This is a genomic window from Mesorhizobium sp. M0496 (assembly GCF_040321205.1).
GTDB lineage: Bacteria > Pseudomonadota > Alphaproteobacteria > Rhizobiales > Rhizobiaceae > Mesorhizobium.
In genome coordinates this window covers 294657-315068 of the sequence record NZ_JAMYRC010000001.1, presented here as the reverse complement: position 1 = coordinate 315068, position 20412 = coordinate 294657, and the positions used below count along the sequence as shown (strand labels likewise).

General features: G+C 62.9%; 21 protein-coding genes. 9 read left to right on the top strand and 12 right to left on the bottom strand.

Translation table 11 applies throughout. The features are described 5' to 3' along the window. Positions 1-37 precede the first annotated feature (37 nt). From ccmE to NKI73_RS01490, 7 genes are all read right to left on the bottom strand, one after another. Positions 38-481, bottom strand: a complete 444-nt coding sequence (gene ccmE / locus NKI73_RS01520) for a cytochrome c maturation protein CcmE (RefSeq protein WP_352626825.1) — start codon at positions 479-481, stop codon at positions 38-40. A gap of 8 nt (positions 482-489) precedes the next feature. Further along, the gene (gene ccmI, locus NKI73_RS01515) at positions 490-1623 is read right to left on the bottom strand and encodes a c-type cytochrome biogenesis protein CcmI (RefSeq protein WP_352626823.1); all 1134 of its coding nucleotides are present in this window, start codon (positions 1621-1623) and stop codon (positions 490-492) included. A gap of 96 nt (positions 1624-1719) precedes the next feature. Then, entirely contained in the window at positions 1720-2157 is a 438-nt protein-coding gene (locus NKI73_RS01510) for an RT0821/Lpp0805 family surface protein (protein WP_352626821.1), read from the bottom strand. 186 nt (positions 2158-2343) lie between these two features. Next, positions 2344-3777 (bottom strand): ATP-binding protein, encoded by a 1434-nt coding sequence (locus NKI73_RS01505; protein WP_352626819.1) that lies wholly within the window; start codon positions 3775-3777, stop codon positions 2344-2346. After that, on the bottom strand, positions 3761-4426 hold the full coding sequence (locus NKI73_RS01500) for a response regulator transcription factor (protein WP_023812809.1): 666 nt from the start codon (positions 4424-4426) through the stop codon (positions 3761-3763). Before NKI73_RS01500 ends, NKI73_RS01505 begins: the two co-directional genes overlap by 17 nt. Before the next feature lie 91 nt (positions 4427-4517). Beyond that, positions 4518-4817 carry a hypothetical protein gene (locus tag NKI73_RS01495; RefSeq protein WP_352626816.1) on the bottom strand — a complete coding sequence of 100 codons (300 nt, stop codon included), beginning with the start codon at positions 4815-4817 and terminating at the stop codon, positions 4518-4520. Positions 4818-4990: 173 nt separating this feature from the next. After that, positions 4991-5398, bottom strand: a complete 408-nt coding sequence (locus NKI73_RS01490) for a DUF3168 domain-containing protein (RefSeq protein ID WP_352626814.1) — start codon at positions 5396-5398, stop codon at positions 4991-4993. Between the two features lie 583 nt (positions 5399-5981). Here NKI73_RS01490 and NKI73_RS01485 point away from each other — a divergent pair. Continuing rightward, positions 5982-7049: a glycosyltransferase family 2 protein gene (locus tag NKI73_RS01485; protein ID WP_352626813.1), complete on the top strand. Its 1068-nt coding sequence runs from the start codon at positions 5982-5984 to the stop codon at positions 7047-7049. Between the two features lie 90 nt (positions 7050-7139). On the opposite strand, the gene NKI73_RS01480 is transcribed toward NKI73_RS01485, so the two are convergent. From NKI73_RS01480 to NKI73_RS01460, 5 genes are all read right to left on the bottom strand, one after another. After that, positions 7140-7946: an ABC transporter permease gene (locus NKI73_RS01480; RefSeq protein WP_352626811.1), complete on the bottom strand. Its 807-nt coding sequence runs from the start codon at positions 7944-7946 to the stop codon at positions 7140-7142. Next, a complete protein-coding gene (locus NKI73_RS01475) occupies positions 7946-8779 on the bottom strand; it encodes an ABC transporter permease (protein WP_352626809.1) in 834 nt (277 codons plus the stop codon). The genes NKI73_RS01480 and NKI73_RS01475 overlap by 1 nt, the downstream gene beginning before the upstream one ends. Before the next feature lie 25 nt (positions 8780-8804). Further along, the gene (locus NKI73_RS01470) at positions 8805-9935 is read right to left on the bottom strand and encodes an ABC transporter substrate-binding protein (protein WP_352626807.1); all 1131 of its coding nucleotides are present in this window, start codon (positions 9933-9935) and stop codon (positions 8805-8807) included. 69 nt (positions 9936-10004) lie between these two features. Further along, complete coding sequence (locus NKI73_RS01465) at positions 10005-11099, bottom strand: ABC transporter ATP-binding protein (protein ID WP_352626805.1); 1095 nt, start codon at positions 11097-11099, stop codon at positions 10005-10007. Between the two features lie 90 nt (positions 11100-11189). Next, positions 11190-12116, bottom strand: coding sequence for a LysR substrate-binding domain-containing protein (locus NKI73_RS01460; RefSeq protein WP_352626803.1), 927 nt, complete (start codon positions 12114-12116; stop codon positions 11190-11192). 84 nt (positions 12117-12200) lie between these two features. On the opposite strand from NKI73_RS01460, the gene NKI73_RS01455 reads away from it, so the two are divergent. The 8 genes from NKI73_RS01455 to NKI73_RS01420 all read left to right on the top strand — a co-directional run bounded on the left by NKI73_RS01455 (position 12201) and on the right by NKI73_RS01420 (position 20410). After that, entirely contained in the window at positions 12201-13829 is a 1629-nt protein-coding gene (locus NKI73_RS01455) for a zinc-binding metallopeptidase family protein (protein ID WP_352626802.1), read from the top strand. Continuing rightward, positions 13816-14748 carry a dimethylarginine dimethylaminohydrolase family protein gene (locus tag NKI73_RS01450; RefSeq protein WP_352626800.1) on the top strand — a complete coding sequence of 311 codons (933 nt, stop codon included), beginning with the start codon at positions 13816-13818 and terminating at the stop codon, positions 14746-14748. The genes NKI73_RS01455 and NKI73_RS01450 overlap by 14 nt, the downstream gene beginning before the upstream one ends. Before the next feature lie 162 nt (positions 14749-14910). Further along, positions 14911-15525, top strand: coding sequence for a cupin domain-containing protein (locus tag NKI73_RS01445; protein WP_352626798.1), 615 nt, complete (start codon positions 14911-14913; stop codon positions 15523-15525). A gap of 141 nt (positions 15526-15666) precedes the next feature. Continuing rightward, complete coding sequence (locus NKI73_RS01440) at positions 15667-16608, top strand: ABC transporter substrate-binding protein (RefSeq protein WP_352599320.1); 942 nt, start codon at positions 15667-15669, stop codon at positions 16606-16608. Between the two features lie 97 nt (positions 16609-16705). Then, on the top strand, positions 16706-17503 hold the full coding sequence (locus tag NKI73_RS01435; protein ID WP_352485862.1) for an ATP-binding cassette domain-containing protein: 798 nt from the start codon (positions 16706-16708) through the stop codon (positions 17501-17503). Continuing rightward, entirely contained in the window at positions 17500-18519 is a 1020-nt protein-coding gene (locus NKI73_RS01430) for an ABC transporter permease (protein ID WP_352626796.1), read from the top strand. The genes NKI73_RS01435 and NKI73_RS01430 overlap by 4 nt, the downstream gene beginning before the upstream one ends. A 1-nt stretch (position 18520) precedes the next feature. Next, positions 18521-19609 (top strand): phosphotriesterase family protein, encoded by a 1089-nt coding sequence (locus tag NKI73_RS01425; RefSeq protein WP_352626794.1) that lies wholly within the window; start codon positions 18521-18523, stop codon positions 19607-19609. A gap of 30 nt (positions 19610-19639) precedes the next feature. Next, a complete protein-coding gene (locus NKI73_RS01420) occupies positions 19640-20410 on the top strand; it encodes a glutamine amidotransferase (RefSeq protein WP_352626793.1) in 771 nt (256 codons plus the stop codon). Positions 20411-20412 lie beyond the last annotated feature (2 nt).

Genomic DNA, 20412 nt, shown 5'->3' with positions numbered 1-20412 from the left:
GTTGCGCTCGTAGTTTACTCCTGCTCTTCCGCCAGAGTTACTCACTCTTGCTCTCCTGCCAGACGCCCTTGGCCTTCAGGCCATCGGCCACTTCCTTGGGCATATAGCGCTCATCATGCTTGGCGAGCACGCTGTCGGCAACGAAGACCCCGTCCGGGCCGAAAGCGCCCTCGGTGATCACGCCCTGCTCTTCGCGGAAAAGGTCGGGCAGAATGCCGGTATAGATGACCTTGACCGATTTGTGCGTGTCGGTGACCGAAAAGCCGACCTTTGCGCCTTGCCCGCGTTGGATCGTGCCTTTTTCGACCAGTCCGCCTAGCCTGATGCGCTGGCCAGGCTGAACGCTGGCGGTGGTCAGGTCGGCCGGCATGTAGAAATAGGACACCTTCTGGCCAAGCGCATAGAAGGTCAGCCCGGTGGCGGCACCGAGGAAAGCCAGTCCGCCCGCGATCACCGATAATCGTTTCTGCTTGCGCGTCATGTCTTACTCTACTCCGTCGCCGTCAGGCCAAGCGAGGCGGCAAAGGCGGTGATTTTTTTCGCCTCGTCACTGTCGGCTCCAAAGACGGCAATGGCGCGACCCAGCGCCTCGCGCGCCTGATCGGCCTTTCCCAGCACGACATAGGAACGAACGAGCCGCATCCATCCTTCCGGATCACGCGGATTTTGTCGCAGTTTGTCGTCGAGACCAGCGACCATCGTGTTGATCATGGCTTCCCGATCCTGCGGCGACATCGAGGATGCGGCATCGATATCGCCGGAATCGGGACCATTCGTGGTCCCGCCTGAGGCAACTTCGGGGCTGCCGGACTTGGCCAATGCCTGCTCGACCGCACCGCGCCACGGCGAATCCGGCGGCAGCTTGCCCAGCATTGCCTGCCAGGCCGTGGCTGCCTCCTTGGCGCGGCCCTCCTGGGCCAGTGCCATGGCCAGGTAGAAGCTGGCCTTCGCATTGGCCGGGTCGAGTTTCAACGCCGCCTCGAAGGCATCCTGGGCATCGGCCGAGACAATGCCGCCCGCCGCACCGGCGATCGCCTCGCCAAGACCAGCCTGGCGAACGGCGCTATCGCCGTCAAGGCGGATGGCGTTGCGATAGGCCGCCGCCGCGTCGGAAAAGCGCTGCATGCGCAGATAGACGGGCGCGAGTACATCCCAGCCCCTGCCATCGGAAGGATTGGCGGCAAGATGGGCTTCAGCCCGCGCCACCAGTTCGTCGACCGAACTGTCGGCCGGATTCTTGGCCAACCGCTCGCTGAGCGGTTGGGACGGCAAATCGGGTGAGCCGAGCTGACTGTAAAGGCCCCAGCTGACCAGCGGCACCACCAGCACGGCCGCGGTTGCCACCAGCCTTGCCGCGACCGCCGCTCGGCCAACGGATGCCGTGCCGGCCGAACTATCGATGCGAAGGATGCGGCGGGCGATCTCGGCGCGGGCCTCAGTCGCTTCCGCCGGCTGGATCAAGCCACGCGCTGCGTCGCGGTCGAGCTCGGACAACTGGTCGCGATAGACTTCGAGATCGTGATCGCCGCTCGACGACGCGCCCTTCGAGCTGGCGGTCAGCGGCAGCAGCACCGCCAGGCTCGCACCCAGCGTGAGAATTGCGGCTATGACCCAGAACAGCATGGTTCTTCCAATAAAGGCAGAGCCCTGCCCTGCCAACAGATGCATCCTGCGACGCTTTGACGGAATCGGCGCCAGGCGCCGACCGCCGGCAGACGGTCAGGTCAGCGGCGTCCAGCTGCCGTCGGTGTTGCGGCAAGCGGTTCCACGTGCCGTGACCCCGGCCCCGCCGGTGAACACCGTCTGCGTGTACTGGCGGCAGTCCTGCGAACCGACGCGATAGGGCTGTGCCGGAACCACCTCGCCATAGCGCGAAGCCTGGGCGCCCTTCCATGCCACCTTCTGGCCACTGGCGGTATATTCAAGCGCCTTGTATTCAGCCTCGAGCGCACTGCGCTTTTCAGCCTCGCTGAGGCCGGCGCCGATCGACCCACCGATGAGGCCGCCGCCCATCGCCGAAATGATCGTCGTGGTCACCTTGCCGCTGGAAGGAGGCGTCGAGGCCGGTGTCACTGCTATGGTTGGCCCCTTGCCACTCAAGGTGGTGCAGCCGGAAACGGCCACCAATGCGGAAACAAGCGCGACGCGAATCTTCATGCCAACAACCGGTTTTCTTGAGTTGGAGCCTGTTACGGATGAGCCCGGGGGCCGCGTCATCGGAGAAGTCGGCGTGCCCATAGTATTGATATTTGTCGGAAATTTGGCCGCTGGTCGCTGCGGGACCAATCGACATGCCGCCAATAACATCTTCCGTCCCTCTATGTCGATTGGCCCTGGTGAACATCACTGAAGGCTCCGCAATCGCACCACCGCCTTCAATCCGCCCATGCCGGACCGTTCGAGCGCCAGGACGCCTCCATACTCGTTGACGAGGTCGGCGACAATGGCCAGCCCCAGACCTGTTCCCGGCTTCGTCTCGTCCAGACGCCGTCCGCGCTTCAGCACCTCGCGCGCCTTGTCCTCGGGAATGCCTGGGCCATCATCCTCTATGCCGATCTCAAACAGGCCGGCCGGATCGTCCTTGCCGGTCAAAGGCACGACCGAGACCAGAACCGCGCTCCTAGCCCATTTCATCGCGTTTTCGAGCAGATTGCCGAGCAATTCCTCAAGATCCTCGCGCTCACCGGCAAAGACGATTTCGGTCGCCGGCACCGACAGCGACAGGTTTGTCTGCGGATTGAGCTTCTGCAAAACCCGCACCATGCGCTGCACCAGCGGCGTCACCGGTGTGCGGTAGACGACGCTGTCGCGTTGCGCCGCGACACGGGCGCGCTGCAGATAGTGCTCGACCTGCTTCTGCATGGAAGCGGCCTGCTCGGCGATCAGCTGTCCCTTGGCGCCGCCAAGCGCCCGGCCCTCGTTGAGCAGCACCGCGAGCGGCGTCTTCAGCGAATGGGCGAGATTGCCGACCTGGGTTCGCGACCGCTCGACGATGCGCCTGTTGTTTTCGATCAACGCATTGGTTTCGTTGGCAAGCGGTTCGATCTCGGCAGGGAACTGGCCGTCGAGCCTTTGCGCGGTACCCTCGCGCACCATGGCAAGCGCATTCCTGACCCGGCGCAGCGGCTGCAGGCCGAGCAGGATGGCGATCGCGTTGATGGCGATCATGCCGACGCCGAATAGGCTGAGATAGGTCAACAACCGGCGCTGAAAAGTAGCGATTTCCTGTTCGAGTTCGCTCTGGTTGCCCATGACGCGGAAACGCGCGGCGCGGTTCTTGGAATCGAGAACGAATTCGCTCTCGAACACTTCGAGCTGCTCGCCATCGATGCCTTCGGTCGGATAGCTGCGCTGGAAGCTGGCGTTGAACGGGACATCGGCAACGCTCGGCGACGGGATGTTTTTCAACATCGATGAAGAATGAAGATCGCCGTGCACGCCTTCCGAGGCGGGCTCGACCGACCAGTACCAGCCCGAATTCGGCTCCGAGAACCGGAGATCGCCGAGGTCGGGCGCGCCGGTCAGCGTACCGTTGTCGGAAATACCGATGGAGCCGATCAGGTTGAACAGATGCGCCGAAAGCAGGCTGTCGAAGCCGCGCTCGCTGGCCTGGCGGTAGAGCGTGGTGATCAGAGTGAAGATGACAACGAGCGTCACGATCGCCCAGACCGTGGAAAAGGCGATGACACGGAACGTCAGCGAACGCGGCCACAAACGCAGCGAAAGCGGCGTCCTTGCGGTTGGTTTGAGCGGTTCCGAGTTACGCCTCCGGCTCACGCATGCGGTAGCCCATGCCACGTACGGTTTCGATCATGTCGATGCCCATCTTCTTGCGCAGCCGCCCGACAAACACCTCGATAGTGTTGGAATCGCGGTCGAAATCCTGGTCGTAGAGATGCTCGACCAGTTCGGTGCGCGAGACGACCTCGCCCATATGGTGCATCAGATAGGCAAGCAGGCGGAATTCGTGCGATGTCAGTTTCAAAGGCACGCCGTCGACATCGGCTTTCGACGCCTTGGTGTCGAGGCGCAGCGGTCCGCAGGTCAGTTCGGACGAGGCGTGGCCGGCAGCGCGCCGGATCAGAGCCCGTAGCCTCGCCAGCACCTCCTCGATATGGAACGGCTTGGTGACATAGTCGTCGGCGCCGGCATCGATGCCGGAGACCTTGTCGCTCCAGCGGTCGCGCGCGGTCAGGATCAGCACCGGCATCTTGCGGCCGCCCCGCCGCCAGCGCTCGACCACACTGATACCGTCCATCTGCGGCAGGCCGATGTCGAGCACGACGGCGTCATAGGGCTCGGTGTCGCCGAGGAAATGGCCTTCCTCGCCGTCGAAGGCGCGGTCGACGACGTAGCCGGCGTCGACCAGCGCATCCGATATCTGCCGATTGAGATCCTTGTCATCTTCGACGACGAGTACGCGCATGCGGAGTTCGATACCTGTTGAAGGACTAGGGTCAGATATAGGCCGATTCCGGCGGCCTGGGAAACGGAGGTCTGTAAAATGGAAGAGTGGGTCAGTTCAGTGGAACGACGATTTCGGAACGGCGCGGACGTTGTCCATCCTTGCCCGGAACGAGCACGACGATGACGCAGACCGGCTGGCCGCCGCGTGTCGATTGCGAGGCCTTGGCCAGCGTTCCGCCATTCTGTTCGGCCACCTGCTGGCCGATCGCATAGCAATCGGACGCGGCCAGTACGATCGGGCTGGCCTGATCGGGCGCGATGGCCGGCATCGCTGTCGCCTGCGACGCAAACAGCCCGGCTGCACAGAGCGCCAGTGTCGCGGTTCGGAAGTGGGAGCGAAGCGTTTTCATGGTCGGCGTTGTAACGCATCGGTGCTGAACGTGAAATGAACAGTGAACGCCGCTGAAAACATCCTCGCCACACCCCTGCAATGCGAGACAGTCAACCTGGGATTTTACCGGCCCACCCGGCAAATCCCGCGAAAGCCCAATCTAGACTCCGTTTCGACCAGATTGAAAGCGCGTCAGGCATTTTCCTGCGTCAGCGCGCGAAAACGCAGCAGCCCGTGATGCACGAGGAGGTCCTCGTCATGGCGGGCCTCGGTGAATTCGAGCGATAGTCGTGTCTGGCCGTGGGGGCCGATCACCAGCACCGCATCGGCGAGCCGCGCCTTGATGGCGTCCATGATGGCAAACGTTTCGGCTTCCCCCTGGGCTTTCGACCAGACGTGCAGCGTGATCAACTGATCATCGTTGTTCTCGGCGCCCGTGTCCCCGTCAAAGGCGGAAGTCTGGCCGCAGGTCACGTATGGAAAAGCGGCATTGTCGGTTGCCCGTTCGAGCAATCCGGCACCGCCCAACAATTTCGACAGCGAGGCATCGCTTTTCAGCCTCAGAAACAGTGCCTGCTGCAAATCGCCGGGCGCGGTCATCGTCCTTTTCCCCTAACCGTTGTGCTTCCTACCATTACCTCTCGGAAGCCTGTCCGTGTTCTGCATACTTTGTCAGATATAGTCATTCGCCGCGCAGAGGCGATGGCGATTCGTCATCGGACTGATGAATGCTGATACGACTTTGCCAACAACGTCGTCAGGGCGCGCGGCGCGGCGTTGGGATCTAGGCAAGATTGGCCGCGTCTCGGTGAGGTTTGTTTTGCCTGACATCATCTGCCCACGCCTCTGGACATCAGTTTTCGGATAGCGGGCTTGTTCCAGCCGCATTTGAAGGCCAGTATCGGACGTGCCTTCAAGGTGTCCGCTGCGGTCCCACTGTGACGGAACGTGACGCCATTCCGTCGAGCCTGGTCGATGGCCCGGAGCGCCGGAGCTTTAGCTGGCCGGCGACACCCCTTTACCCCAGTCAGCCACTGCGATCCTCGAAGGCGATGGCGGCTTTGCATGAAGTCGCGAAAGAGAGACGTGACCAGTCTCCAGACAAAAAGGCGGGGCTTTTCCTTGGGAGGCAGCCCACGAGCGGGGTTTGCCGAAACCAAAGCAAGATGCGAGGTCGAATGCGATGCAGTCTACCCACCACAAAACCCCGGTTTCCATCATTATTCCGAACTACAATTACGCACGTTTCCTTGAACGTAGCATCGACAGCGCCCTGGAGCAGGACCACGACGACGTCGAAGTCATCGTCGTCGACGATGCATCGCAGGACAATTCCACGACCATCATGAAATCCTACGGCGACAGGATCCTCGCTTGTCCGCGACGAAAAAATGGTGGGCATGCGGCCGCCTTCAACACCGGCTTTGCTGCAAGCTCGGGCAGAATCGTCCTCTTCCTCGACGCCGACGATTATCTTTATCCGGAAGCCGTCTCCAGGATCGTCGACACCTGGGACGCGGCAACCGCCCAGGTGCAATCCAGACTGCACATTGTCGATGACCGGCAACGCATCAAGGACGTCTTTCCGCCGCCGGAACTGCCCTTCGACAGCGGTGATGTCATGCCGAAACTGCTGCGCAAGGGGCGCTACCAGACGACCGTGACCAGCGGGCTGGCCTTTGACCGGACGACCCTGGAATCGATCATGCCGATTCCGGAACCGGATTTCCGCCAGGGCGCCGACGGCTATCTTGCGACGCTGGCGCCGCTCTATGGCCACGTCCAGTCCATCGATGAATGTGTCGGCGCCTACCGGATCCACGGCGCCAATCATTCGGTTTTCGGTGAAAAGCTCGCCGAGAGGGCACGCTGGCGGGTAGAGCACGATTTCCACCGCATGGCGGCGCTGTCGGACCAGGCATCGCAGGCCGGCCTGACGGTCGTGCCGGCAGACGTCGTTCGCCATGATCCGGTCCACCTGGAAGAACGGCTGGCGTCGCTCTGCGCGGACAGGCACCGGCATCCCGTGGCCGAGGATTCCCGGCTGGCGCTTGCGGCGGCGGGCGCCGTCGCCAGCCTCGAAATGACGGCGTCCTTGCGCCGCCGCGCCGTGCTTGCCGCCTGGTTCCTGTCGGTCGGCATGCTACCGCGGCAAATGGCCATGGCGGTGCTGTCATGGAAGCTCGACGCATCGTCCCGACCAAAATTCCTTGCCCGCCTGTCCAGGACAATCCGCCGCGCGATGGGGTAGCCGGAAGCCCTTGTGGGCGAGATGTCAGGCAGGATGGGAGGAGCGCTTTGCCCGAAGGTCTCAAGCGAGCCTACGCCACGCTTTGCCTTCTCACTGCGCCGCGTTCGTCCGGTTCACGAAGCTTCGCACCGCCAGCACCAGCACGGTGATGATGATCAGGATCACCGAGAGTGCAGCAATCGCAGGATCGATGTTGTCACGCAGGCCCATCCACATCAGCCTGGGCAGGGTGATGGCGTTGACCGAGGTGATGAACAGCGTGACGCCGATCTCCTCCCAGGACAGCACGAAGGACAGAAGTGCCGCGGTGACGATACCGAATTTGATGTTGGGCATGATGATGCGGGTGGCGCGTTCCCAAACCGAGGCGCCGAGGCCGCGCGCGGCAAGGTCGATGCGCCGGTCTAGCTGGCTGAGCGAGACCAGCATCAGCACTGTGGCGAACGGCACCGTCATCACCGAATGCGCCATGGCGACACCAAGCCAGGTGTCGTAGCCGAAGAACGAGCTGAAACCCGAGATCGAGGTGAGCAGGAAGTAGAGCGTGATCGCCGAGACCACCGGCGGCACCACCATGGGCAGCAGCACGAAGCCGACAAGCGCCGCGGTGAAGCGCGGCTGGAACATCCACACGCCGAGGCTGAAGCACAGTGCCAGCACGGTGGAAAAGGCGCTGCTGACGATACCGATGCGGATGCTGAGCAGGATCGATTGGAGCCAGCGCGGATCCTCGACCAGCGCCCGGTAGTGGCGCAGCGACAGTTCGCCCGACGGCATCGCCAGCATGCGGCTCGGCGTCAGCGACACCGGGATGACGGCGAGCAACGGCATCAGCAAGAATAAAGCCACGAAGGCGGCGATGATCAGGGAGACGGGACCGGGGCGATAGGTCGGCATCAGATCAACTGCTTCGGTCTGACATAACGGAACAAAAGCGCCATCAGCGCGCCGACGAACAGCACCAGGACCACGCTGATGGCCGCACCCAGGCCCCAGTCCGGGCTCTGGAAGATCCTGAGATAGATCAGCTCGGCAATCATGACGCTGCGGCCGCCGCCAAGGATCGCCGGCGTGACGAAGAAGCCGAGCGAGAAGACGAACACGATCATCGCCGCTCCGATGATGCCGGAGCGCGTCATCGGCACGAACACCGTCCAGAAGGTGCGCATGCGGCTGGAGCCGAGCCCGCGCGCTGCCAGCAGCACGCGGTCGTCGAGGCTGCGCATGGCCGATGCCAGCGGGAAAACGGCGAAAGGAATGAGGAAATGCGTCATGCCGACGATGACGCCGAATTCGTTGCGCACCAGCGCCAGCGGTTCGGAGATGAAGCCGATCGCTTGCAGCCAGGTGTTGATCAGGCCGCGATTGGAAAGCAGCGCCACCCAGCCGAAGGCGCGGGTCAGCACGGAAATCCAGAAGGGTACGAGAATGCAGAACTCGGCGATCAGCCGCTGTGCCGGGGTTCCGCGTACCCAGACGACGGTGATGGCGTAGGCAGCGGCCACCGAAACCACGGTGACGATCGCCGCGATGCGCAGCGTGCGGATGAACACTGACTGCACCAGATCGTCGGTGAGCAGTGCATTATACTGGCCGAGCCCGGGCGTCGGCAGCGTAAAGCTCCATTTGACGACGCCGAGGAACGGCCAGGCATAGGCCAGGACAAGAAACAGGAGCAGCGGCGCCATCAACAGCGCCGCGCCCATCCTGTCGGAGAGGTAGGATCTCATTTCGACCCGATTACCCCGGCCCTGGTCAGGCCGAGATGATCTTGGTGTATTCGTCGAGCGCCGGTCCATAGTTCTTGGCGTACCAATCCATGTCGAGCGCGATCTGCTTCTTCATGTTCTCGGGATCGACCGGGTTGATGCGCTTCTTGTCGGCCGGGATCAGCGCGTCGGCAGCCGGGTTTGCAGGACCCTGGCCGAGCTTGTCGAACATGACCAGCTGCTTTTCCGGGTCCTGGGCGCTGGCGATGAACTTCATCGCCGCATCCTTGCCGCCGGGATTGCCCTTGAGCACGGCGAGCGCACCGGGCGAGATCAGACCCTGGTCCCAGATGAACTTGATCTTGCCGCCCGAGTCCTGCTCGATCAGCGAGGCACGCGTCGACCAGACGATCGCCATCGAGGCCTCGCCATTGAGCAGCACGCTCTGGCTTTCGGCGCCGCCGCCCCAATAGGCCACGACGTTTTCCTTGAAGGCGGCGATCTTGTCATGCGCGCGCTTGAGATCGAGCGGATAGAGCGACGCCGGCGCGATGCCGTCGGCCAGCAGGGCGGCCTCCCAGCTCGACACGCCCCATTTGTAGAGCGAGCGCTTGCCGGGGAATTTCTTCACGTCGAAGAAATCGGCCATGCCGGTCGGCGCGTCCTTGCCGTATTTTTCGGAATCATAGGCGATGACATAGGAGAAGAAATAGGTCGAGGCGGCGTATTCCCAGCCAAAGCCCTCGCGCATCTTCTTCTTGTCGACGATCGCATAGTCGATCGGCTCGAGAGCGCCCTGCGCGCCGAGCGTAATGGCCGAGAACGGGTCGACGTCGACGAGGTCCCAGGTCGGCGCGCCGCTCTTGAACTGCGCGGCGATGGCGCCTTCTGTCGGGCCCGAGCCGTCCATCTTGACGGTGATGCCGGTGTCCTTGGTGAAAGCCTGGCCGTAGGCGGCGTCATAAGCGGTGATGGCGTCACCACCCCAGTTGACCAGCACCAGTTCCTTGGCCTGCGCGAAAGCACCGGTCGAGCGCAGCAGCATCGGCGTGCCGGCCAGTACGAGTCCCGCCAGCTGCGTGAACTGCCGGCGCGAGATTTCGCCGCGGCCTGCCTTGGCGGACAGGCTTTCGATGGCTTGTTTCTTGGTGTCGCCAGTCTTTGAATTGCTTGTCATGTCAGTTCCCCTTTTTTGTCGTTGATAGTACCGGAAAGCGGTGGTGGGCATATCTCGCCACACCGTTCGTCATTGTCCTCCATGCGGAAGGAGGAAACCCTTTTCCGCCGGCCAGGTGAGCCAGACGGAATTGCCCTTGCTGAGGGCGGCGGCGGCCACCTCGTTGGGCACCGAGACCGTGACCTTGGCGCCTTGCCGCGTCGTCAGGTCAAGCCGTGTTGCCGCGCCGAGATAGGTGGAGTTGGTCGCTGTCGCGGCAATGCCGTTCTCGCCGGCTGCCGCCTCGCCTGATATCGACATGTATTCGGGCCGGATCGCCAGGATTGCATCGCCGCGCACCGCCTCGGCCTTGCAGCGCATGCTGACCGCGCGGTCTTCGCACAGGCCAGTCGAGCCATTGCCGGACGGGCGCACGCCCTTCAGCGGCAGCATGTTGATCTCGCCGAGGAACTCGGCGACGAAGCGGTTGTCCGGCCGGTCGTAGACCTCGTCGGGCGCGCCGACCTGCAGCAGTTTGCCGTGATTGAAGATGGCGACGCGCGACGACAGCGCCAAGGCCTCGCTCTGGTCGTGGGTGACGAAGACGAAGGTGGTGCCGGTCTCCTGGTGCAGCCGCTTCATCTCGGCCTGCATCTGGCCGCGCAGGCCCTTGTCGAGCGCCGAGAAAGGCTCATCGAGCAGCAGCACGCCCGGTTCGAACACCAGCGCGCGCGCCAGCGCCACGCGCTGCTGCTGACCGCCGGAAAGCTGCGCCGGCAGTTTTTTCTCGTGGCCCTTGAGGCCGACGCGTTCGATCATCTCGCCGACACGGCGCTTGATGTCGGCCGCCGCTTTCTTGCGCACCTTGAGTGGGAAGGCGATGTTGGCTTCGACACTCATATGCGGGAACAGCGCGTAGCCCTGGAAAACCATGCCGGCGGCGCGTTGCTCGGCCGGCCGGTCGGTGATGTCGACGCCGTCGCTGAACAGCTTGCCCTCGGTCGGCTGCACGAAGCCGGCGAGGATCATCAGGAAGGTCGTCTTACCCGAACCGGACGGCCCGAGCAGGGTCAGGAACTCGCCACGGCCGATATCGAGCGACAGATTGTCCAGCGCACGGAACGAGCCGAAGCTCTTGCCGATCCCGATTGCCTTGATCTCTGCGGCACGGCCGGGTTGCTGCATACTGCCCTTTCCCTAACGCTTGTCGAAATCGTAGGGCAGCGCGCGGCCTCACCGCAACCGAATAGTTTTCGCCGGACCGGCAAATTCCATTCATCTGTCCAATCGATGACGCCCGTGGTCGGCCATGCCCTTGGCATTGCTCTCCGCGAGTTTCGATCGCAGCCATCCTGCAAATGCGTCAAGCACCGGATGCGTCGCCTTGGCATGTTCGGAGACCAAGAAGTAGGAGCGCGGCGATTTGATCGCGATGTCGAACGGACGCACGAGCCTGCCTTCGGCCAATGCCTTGCCGCTGGTCAGTTCGTCGCCCATGGCCATGCCCTGGCCGGCGATCGCGGCCGAGAAGACGAGATTCATGTCGGAAAAGAAGATGCCGCCCTCTGTGTCCGGGTTTTCCACCTTGGACAGGGCCAGCCAGCGCGCCCAGTCCTCGGTATCGCCGAGATGTAGGAGATTGGCGCGCAAAACGTCGGCTGGCTTCGAAAATCCACCAACCTTGTTGAGCAGCGTCGGGCTGCACAGCGGCGTGAAGGAGATCTCGCACAGAAGCTCGACCGCCCGGTTCGGCCAATTGCCGACGCCAAACGCTATGAAAGCATCGGCCTCGGCATTGCTGACATCGTCTAGCCGTCGCGGCGTCAGAATGCGCAGCGCGACATCGGGGTACATCTGGCGGAATTCGCCGATATGGGTGCACAGGAACAACGAAGCGAAGCCCGGCGTGCAGCTGACACTGAACGAGCCGCCAACGCCGGTGCCGGCATGGCGCGTCACCGCGTCACCCAGCACGGTCAGCGCCTTGCGCACGTCGCTGGCGTAGCGCTGGCCACGCGGCGTCAGCGCCACGCCCTTGCCGATGCGTTCGAGCAGATCGAAGCCGAGATCGCGCTCCAGCAGCCGAAGCTGGTGGCTGACGGCGCTGCGGGTCAGGTGCAACTCGTCGGCGGCGCGCCAGACGCTGCCGTGGCGGGCGAAGCTATCGAGCGCGCGCAGCGCTTGTGTCGATGGTATTCGCAAGGTGCCTCAGGTGAACCGAATTTGTATGAGCCGGGAAAACATATCACTTTTTGCAAAGCCGCTTCACTGCTTTCTTCTCAAGCCATGGAGAAAGCGGTCAGCACCCCTGCGCAAGCAACCGCGCTTGCCTGTCTTGACGACATCCAGCCGTCGCTGTCGGCGTGGACGCGCACCATTTTCGACTTCGGCGAGACTGCATGGCGCGAATATCAGTCGGCAGCCTGGTATGTGGAGTTGCTGAAACGCGAAGGCTTTTCCGTCGAGGAAGGTTCCGGCGGCATGCCCACAGCCTTCTGCGCCCACTGGACGAACGGCGCCGGCCCGACCATCGGCCTATACGCAGAATATGACGCCGTGCCCGGCAATTGCCAGGACGCAGCGACGGTCAAGCGCCCTCGCCCGGGTCTAGGCGAGCAGGCCGGCGGCCATACTGACCCGCATTCCGGGCTCGGTATCTCAAGCCTTGGCGGGCTGCTGGCGACCAAGGCGGCGATGCAGCGCCACGGCATATCAGGCACGTTGCGCTTCACCGGCGAGCCGGCCGAGAAGGTGCGCGGATCGAAGCCCATCCATGCCGCCAAGGGCTATTATGACGGCCTTGCCGGCATGATCTCCTTCCATCCCTTCTATATGCTGCCGCTCTGCAACACGGCGCGCTGGGACACACATTGTGGCGCGGCCTATGCGATGATCTACCGTTTTGTGTGCGACGAACCCGAAAATTGGGTTCGCGCAGGCGACGGCGCACCGATCCCGCAAGCGCATTCGGCGGTGCGCGCGCCCGGCGCCAACGACGCACTTGTCATGATGTACATGGCCTCGAAGGCGCTGCGCGATTCCATGCTGCCGCATCAGGGCGGCTGGTCGATCAGCGAGACGATCCTCACCGCTGGCCAGGCCACCGCCGACAATCTGCCGGCCGGGCTGGCCGAGATCCAGTACATGATCCGCGTGCCGACGCTGGCCATGGCCGAGCAGGTCACCGCCATGCTCGATCGCAATGCGCAGGCCGCTGCCAGTATGAGCGGCTGCCGCACCGAACGGCATTGGGTGTCGAAGTCACGGCCGGGGCTCGCCAACCACGCGATGGCCGAAATCGCCTATGAAGCGCTGTCGACCGTCGGGCCGCCACGTTGGGACGAAACGGCCAAGGCAATCGCCCGCGAAATCCAGGTCAATGCCGGCGGGGTGGCGACGGAGGAGCCGTTCATTGCCGAGATGGAGCAACTGATCGCGCCGCAAGACGCCGAAGCGCTGCTGCGCCGCGACCTGCCGCCGTCGCAGCTCAATTCGACCTCCGACGACTACACCGACATGTCGTGGCATACGCCGACGGCGCGTTTCTACGTCGCCCGTCCGGCGCTGCGCTCCGCAAATGGCCACGTCTATCCGGCCTGGGTGATGAATGCGCTGGGCGGCATTTCAGCGACGATCGACCCGATGGTCATCTGTGCGGCGAAGACGGTTGCGCTGGCGGCCCTTCGCCTGCTGGAGGACAAAAACGCCCGCGATGCGGCGATGGACGAGTTCGTCACCCGCACCGGCGGCGGCGTTGGCGGTTCGAACTGGATCGCGCCGCTTTGCGACTACGAGCCGCCGACTGGATTTCGCTGGCCGGAATATGTCACCACCCCGCGCGGACGGGACTGGTGGATACCGAGCAATCAAACACCCCAGGCCACCTCACGAGGAGCACCCCATGACCATTCATGACCGCATTGTCGCCGAGCCGTTTTCGCTGCAGCGCCGCAACCCGGCCGGCGGCACCAAGCCGCTGACCGCCTGGGGTTTTGCCAACGAGACCGACGTCCTGACCGACGTCTTGCTCGGCTCGCCCAATTTCCTGCGTCATCTGTCGACCAGTTCGCTGTCGCGAAAGCATCTGCGCGAGGCGCCCTGCAATGTTCAGATCGCGCAGGCGCAGCACAAGGACCTGGTCGCCGCCTATGAACATTTCGGCGTCAACATCCACTGGCACGAGCCGACGCCGGAGCTGCCGATGCAGGTCTATTCCCGTGATTCCAGTGTCATGACGCCTTATGGCGCCTTCATCACCGCGATGGCCAACTGGTGGCGGCGCGGCGAGAACTACGCCGCCATCCGAACCTACGAAAAACTCGGCATCCCGATCTACGACATGGTCACGGCAGGCACGTTCGAAGGCGGCGACTTCAACGTCATCGAGGATGGCGTGGTGCTGATCGGCTGCGGCGGCGCTCGCACGCAGGAGGAAGGTGCCCGCCAGGTGCAGGCCTGGTTCGACAAGGAAGGTTGGGAAACCCGCATCGCTTTCATCGACGAATACTACGTCCATATCGACCTGATGGTGGTGCCGATCGCCGAAAAACTGACCGCCGTCTGCCTCGCCTGCACCGAACCCGGCATCGTCGACTGGCTGAAGGGCAAGGGCCATGAGATCATCGACGTGCCGTTCCAGGACACGATGGCGCTCGGCTGCAACTTCATGTCGCTGGGCAAGGACCGGGTGATCGCACCGACCTCCAGCCAGGCGCTGATCGGCCAGCTCAAGGCCCGCGGTTTCGAGGTCGCGGCCGTCGACATGAGCGAGATCTCCAAGACCGGCGGCGGCATCCACTGCATGGCGCAGGCGCTGAAGCGCGAACCGGCCTGAGCGGCGGAGCCCATTCGGAGCATTGAAACGGCGGGCGCGACGCTTGCCATGGACGGGTCGCTGATTGCGATCCAGCGCAGTCCTCCATTTTTCATAGGATGGACATCGCACTGGATCAGTTTTACGAGTCGGCCCGACCAGAGGAGATGTTCGCGCCCCCCGATGAACAAGATCGATACCCAGAACAGCAAGCGCGACGAGCGCTCGACCGCCACCAGCCTCTTGCGGCTCGGCACGCGGTTGAAGCTGTCCCGGCAGACGCGAGGGCTGACCTTGAAGGCGCTCGCTGCCGCCGCGAACTGCTCGGAAAGCCTGCTTTCCAAGGTCGAGAACGGCAAGGTCTCGCCCTCGCTTCCCATGCTTCACCGGCTCGTCGAGGTGCTCGGCACGAATATTGGCTGGATGTTCGAGGAGTCCGATGGCGAGGAAGGCATTGTCTTTCGGGCTGGATCGCGGCCGTTGATAGCGCTCGATCCGCTTCGGCGCGGCGAAGGTATTTCGCTCGAGCGTGTCATTCCGTATTCGCCCGGCCATCTCCTGCAGTGCAACATCCATCATATCGAAGCGGGCGGTGAGAGCGCTGGCCCGATCCAGCATGCCGGCGAGGAAGTCGGCTATCTCCTGGAAGGTGCGATCGAATTGATGGTCGGCGAAAAAACGTTTCGCCTGTCCGCCGGCGATTCCTTCGTCTTCAACTCCGAACTGCCGCACTGGTACCGCAATGTCGGAGATGAACGCGCCAGCATTTTCTGGGTGAATACACCAGCGACGTTCTGATCCGGCGCATCCCCTTATTCCTTTCGTTGACGCTAATTCAAGTCACTTGACAAGAAATCAAGTATCTTGAATTATGCCCTTGCGCTCAGTCGCCAGGTGAGCCCGATCAAGGGCCTTTTCGTAAAACCAAGGGGAACCGGAATGCGTCTTACCAAGATCCTTTCAAGCTGCGCCGCAGCCATCGCCATGACCCTCGCCCTCGGCTCTGCTTCCGCCATGGCCGAGACCTATGCGCTGGTGACCATCAACCAGCAGGCCCTGTTCTTCAACCAGATCAATGACGGTGCAACGGCTGCTGCCAAGGCCGCCGGCGTCGACCTCGTCATCTTCAACGCCAACAATGTACCAAGCGCGCAGAACGACGCGATCGAGAATTACATCACCCAGAAGGTCGACGGCATCATTCTCGTCGCCATCGATGTCAACGGTGTAAAGCCGGCCATCACCGCGGCCAAGGCTGCCGGAATTCCGGTCATTGCCATCGATGCGCAGATCCCGAATGGCGACAACGTCGCCTTTGTCGGCGTCGACAACACCAAGGCCGGCGAGGATATAGGCAAGTTCTACGCCGAATACGTCAAGACCAAGCTGAACGGAACCGCCAAGATCGGCGTCGTCGGCGCGCTCAATTCGTTCATCCAGAACCAGCGGCTCGACGGCTTCAAGAAGGCCGTCACCGACAGCGGCCAGAAGGTAACCTTCCTCGACACGGTCGACGGCCAGAACGTGCAGGACGTAGCCCTGTCCGCCGCCGAGAACCTTATGACCGCCAATCCCGACATGACGACGCTTTACGCAACCGGCGAGCCGGCTCTGCTCGGTGCGGTTTCCGCCGTCACCAGCCAGGGCCGTACCGGCGATGTCAAGGTGTTCGGCTGGGACCTGACCAAGTCGGCGGTGCAAGGTCTCGAAGAGGGCTGGGTGGTCGCCGTCGTCCAGCAGGATCCGGCTGGTGAAGGCAAGGCAGCGGTTGAAGCCTTCGGCAAGCTCAAGAAGGGCGAGAAGATCGATCCGATCATCAATGTTCCGATCACCATCGTGACCAAGGAAAATGTCGGCCAGTTCAAGGACATGTTCAAGTAGTATCCTCCCCGGACCGCCGGGCCGCGCAATGACCTGAGGGTTGCCTGCGCGGCCCGGCGACCGATTGAACTTTGTTGGCTTGAGAACTGGAACCGTGATGAGCGATGGCGAATCCTACCGCGTCAGGATGACCGGTATTTCCAAACGATACGGCCCCATCCAGACGCTGGACGACGTTTCGCTGGACCTGAAGCCTGGCGAGGTGCTTGGCCTGGTCGGCGACAATGGAGCCGGCAAATCCACCTTGAGCAAGGTTCTGTCCGGTGCGGTCATTCCGGATTCCGGCACCATCGAGATCGACGGCAAGGCTGTTTCTTTTTCCTCACCGGCCGATGCCCGCGCCGCACGGGTGGAGATGGTCTATCAGGACCTTTCACTCTGCGACACGATTGATGTGGCGGGCAATCTCTTCCTCGGCCGCGAGCCGCGCCGCCGCGTTCTCGGCGTCCCCTTTCTTGACAACAAGCGCATGCATGATCAGACGCGTGAGATGCTCGACCGGCTCGGCATCGTCATCGCCGATACCAGGCTCAAGGTCGAAAACCTGTCCGGCGGGCAGCGCCAGTCGATTGCCATCGGCCGTGCCGCCTCCTTCGATCCATCGGTGCTGATTATGGACGAACCGACGGCGGCCCTTGCCGTGGCGGAGGTTGAAGCGGTTCTGGAGCTCATCCGCGCCGTCAGCGCCCGCGGCGTCAGCGTCATCCTCATCACCCACCGGCTGCAGGATCTATTCCTGGTCTGCGATCGCATCCAGGTCATGTATGAGGGTTGCAATGTCGCCGAACGCAAGATCGGCGACACCAGCATCGAAGAGGTCGTCAACCTCATCGTCGGCCGCAAATTCACGGCGCGTTCGGCCCGCGCCAGCCGTGATGAGGCAGCGCAGCCATGAATGTCACGTCATCACCCACGGATATCAGCGCCTCGCCGCCCAAACGCGTCCACAACACCACCTGGAAGGACATGGCGATAACCAATGGCAGCGTCGTCTCGATAGCGCTGTTCTTCCTCGTCGTCTGCGTGGTCTTCTCGCTGACCACCGGCTCATTCCTGACGGCGCCCAATCTGCTCAACATCGTGCGCCAGTCGGCGCCGCTGCTGATCGTTGCGGCAGCCATGACCTTCGTCATCACCACCGGCGGTATCGACCTGTCGGTCGGGTCCGTGCTGGCGCTGACGGCGACACTGTCGGCTGTCTTGCTGCAGTCCGGCCTGCCATGGCCGCTCGTCGTCGTCGCCATGCTGGCACTCGGCGCGGCGATCGGGGTTTTGCAGGGCTTCTTCATCGCCTATGAGCGGATACCAGCCTTTATCGTCACACTTGCCGGGCTCTCGATTATCCGCGGCGTGGCGTTGCTGATCACCGGCGGCTATTCTATCCCGGTTGAGCCGACCAGCTTCTTCGTCAACATCGGCAGGGCCTGGCTTCTCGGTGTGCCGGTACCGGCACTGCTCGCCCTTGTCGTCCTGATCGTCGCCTATCTCGCATTCAACCAGACGCCATTCGGACGCTATGTCACCGGCATCGGGGCCAATGCCGAAGCCGTGCGCCGCGCCGGTGTCGATACGCGCTTCATGACGCTGTTCGTCTATGTCCTGTCGGGCATGGCGGCGGCGGTGGCCGGCATTGTTCTTGCCGCCCGGCTCGGTTCCGGCTCGTCGAATTCCGGCCAGGGTTTCGAGCTCGATGTCATCGCCGCCGTGGTGCTTGGCGGCACCAGCCTGTTCGGCGGGCGCGGCACGATCATCGGCACCGTGCTCGGCGCGTTGACCGTCGCCGTTATCGGCAACGGCCTGATCCTGGCGCACATGTCGCCCTTCCTGACGCCGATCGTCACCGGCACAATCATCCTCGTTGCCATCTGGCTGAATTTCCGGCTGTTCAAGGGCGCAACGCGGAGCCGCTGACATGGATCATCTGTTCGACGACAAACCAAGGGAACGGGCGCCCATCGGTGTCCGCTCCGGCACCGTGATGACCGTTACCGGCCCCGTCGCCATCGCCGACATGGGTGTGACGCTGATGCACGAGCATATCCTGCTCGATGGCGCGACTTCGTGGAAATGCCCCTGCCATCCCGACGAGAAGAAGATCGCCGAGCAGCCGGTCAGCATGGACATCATCGGCGAGTTGCGGATGAACCCTTACATGAACCGCGACAACGTCTCGCTCGACGATAGCGATCTGGCGCTTTCGGAGCTGGCGAAATACCGGGCGCTCGGCGGCCACACCGTGGTCGATGCGACCAATATCGGCATTGGCCGCGATCCGGTGAAGCTCGCACGCATTGCCCGCGCCTCGGGGTTGCGGATCGTCATGGGGACAGGTTTTTACCTGCAGCACACCCACCCCGTCTGGCTGAAAGCGATGGACGTCGACGAGGTCACCGAATTCCTCGTCAACGACGTCGGCGGCGGATCGACGCAACCCGAAATCATGGCCGGCATCATCGGCGAGGTCGGCGTCAGCAAGGATTTCACCGACGAGGAACGCAAGTCACTGCGGGCTTCGGCCCGAGCGGCCAAGATCACCGGCGTGCCGCTGACCATTCATCTGCCCGGCTGGGAGCGGCTGGCGCATGACGTGCTCGACGTGGTCGAGGCGGAAGGCGCCGATCTCCGGCATACGGTGCTTTGCCACATGAACCCGAGCCACAACGATCTTGCCTATCAGCAAAGCCTCGCCGCGCGCGGCGCCTTCCTGGAATACGACATGATCGGCATGGATTTCTATTATGCCGACCAGGATGCGCAGTCGCCGTCCGACGAGCAGAACGCGCGTGCCATCCGTTCGCTGATCGACATGGGGCTGCTCGACCGGATTCTGCTGTCGCAGGACGTTTTTCTCAAGATCATGCTGACCCGCTTCGGCGGTTTCGGCTACGGCTTCATCCTCAAGCATTTCGTGCCGAGACTGAAGCGCCATGGTGTCGAGCAATCGGCAATCGACACGATGCTTATCGACAATCCAAAGACTGTGTTCGCCGAGGGCCTCTGAGCCGCGGCTCCAAACAAGGCAGGAGTCTACATGTCCAGGAAGAAGGTTCTTCTCGCAGGCGAGTCCTGGGTCTCGACCGCGACCCACATCAAAGGCTTCGACCAGTTTCCGACCGTGACCTATCACACCGGTGCCGACGAGTTGCTGGCCGCGCTGAAGGACGGTCCGTTCGACGTCACCTTCATGCCGGCGCATGAGGCGCAACGGAACTTTCCGCAGACGATGGAAACGCTTTCGGCCTACGACGCGATCGTGCTTTCCGATCTTGGCGCCAACACGCTGTTGCTCCACCCGGACACCTGGGTCCACTCCAAACCAACCCCGAACCGGCTGCGCCTGTTGCGCGACTATGTCGGCAATGGCGGCGGCCTGTTGATGTTCGGCGGCTATTACAGCTTCCAGGGCATCAATGGGGGCGCGCGCTATCACAAGACGCCGGTCGAGGACGTTCTGCCGGTCACCTGCTTGCCGGTGGACGACCGCGTCGAGGTTCCGGAGGGCTATGCGCCGGTCGTTGTCGGCCCGCAGAGCCATCCGATCCTTAAGGGCCTCGGCAAGGATTGGCCGATCCTGCTCGGCTTCAACGAAGTCACGGTCAAGGACGGCGCGGAAGTTCTCGCCACCGTTTCCTCCGACTACCGTTCGCTGCCACTGCTGGTGACCGGCAAATATGGCCATGGCCGCACCGTTGCCTGGACCTCGGATGTCGGCCCGCATTGGCTGCCGGCCGGCTTTATCGCCTGGAATGGCTACAAGACACTGTTCGAACAGATGCTGGGCTGGGCAACGGCCAGGGACTAGCC

Bases quoted from the DNA above. Each gene is read 5' to 3' on its own strand.
- NKI73_RS01455 (WP_352626802.1), top strand. From the start codon at position 12,201: ATGGAGAAAGCGGTCAGCACCCCTGCGCAAGCAACCGCGCTTGCCTGT.
- NKI73_RS01495 (WP_352626816.1), bottom strand. From the start codon at position 4,817: ATGAAAACGCTTCGCTCCCACTTCCGAACCGCGACACTGGCGCTCTGT.
- NKI73_RS01445 (WP_352626798.1), top strand. From the start codon at position 14,911: ATGAACAAGATCGATACCCAGAACAGCAAGCGCGACGAGCGCTCGACC.
- NKI73_RS01480 (WP_352626811.1), bottom strand. From the start codon at position 7,946: ATGCCGACCTATCGCCCCGGTCCCGTCTCCCTGATCATCGCCGCCTTC.
- NKI73_RS01435 (WP_352485862.1), top strand. From the start codon at position 16,706: ATGAGCGATGGCGAATCCTACCGCGTCAGGATGACCGGTATTTCCAAA.
- NKI73_RS01425 (WP_352626794.1), top strand. From the start codon at position 18,521: ATGGATCATCTGTTCGACGACAAACCAAGGGAACGGGCGCCCATCGGT.
- NKI73_RS01475 (WP_352626809.1), bottom strand. From the start codon at position 8,779: ATGAGATCCTACCTCTCCGACAGGATGGGCGCGGCGCTGTTGATGGCG.
- NKI73_RS01430 (WP_352626796.1), top strand. From the start codon at position 17,500: ATGAATGTCACGTCATCACCCACGGATATCAGCGCCTCGCCGCCCAAA.
- NKI73_RS01485 (WP_352626813.1), top strand. From the start codon at position 5,982: ATGCAGTCTACCCACCACAAAACCCCGGTTTCCATCATTATTCCGAAC.
- NKI73_RS01470 (WP_352626807.1), bottom strand. From the start codon at position 9,935: ATGACAAGCAATTCAAAGACTGGCGACACCAAGAAACAAGCCATCGAA.
- NKI73_RS01500 (WP_023812809.1), bottom strand. From the start codon at position 4,426: ATGCGCGTACTCGTCGTCGAAGATGACAAGGATCTCAATCGGCAGATA.
- NKI73_RS01450 (WP_352626800.1), top strand. From the start codon at position 13,816: ATGACCATTCATGACCGCATTGTCGCCGAGCCGTTTTCGCTGCAGCGC.
- NKI73_RS01440 (WP_352599320.1), top strand. From the start codon at position 15,667: ATGCGTCTTACCAAGATCCTTTCAAGCTGCGCCGCAGCCATCGCCATG.
- ccmI (WP_352626823.1), bottom strand. From the start codon at position 1,623: ATGCTGTTCTGGGTCATAGCCGCAATTCTCACGCTGGGTGCGAGCCTG.
- ccmE (WP_352626825.1), bottom strand. From the start codon at position 481: ATGACGCGCAAGCAGAAACGATTATCGGTGATCGCGGGCGGACTGGCT.
- NKI73_RS01420 (WP_352626793.1), top strand. From the start codon at position 19,640: ATGTCCAGGAAGAAGGTTCTTCTCGCAGGCGAGTCCTGGGTCTCGACC.
- NKI73_RS01465 (WP_352626805.1), bottom strand. From the start codon at position 11,099: ATGCAGCAACCCGGCCGTGCCGCAGAGATCAAGGCAATCGGGATCGGC.
- NKI73_RS01490 (WP_352626814.1), bottom strand. From the start codon at position 5,398: ATGACCGCGCCCGGCGATTTGCAGCAGGCACTGTTTCTGAGGCTGAAA.
- NKI73_RS01510 (WP_352626821.1), bottom strand. From the start codon at position 2,157: ATGAAGATTCGCGTCGCGCTTGTTTCCGCATTGGTGGCCGTTTCCGGC.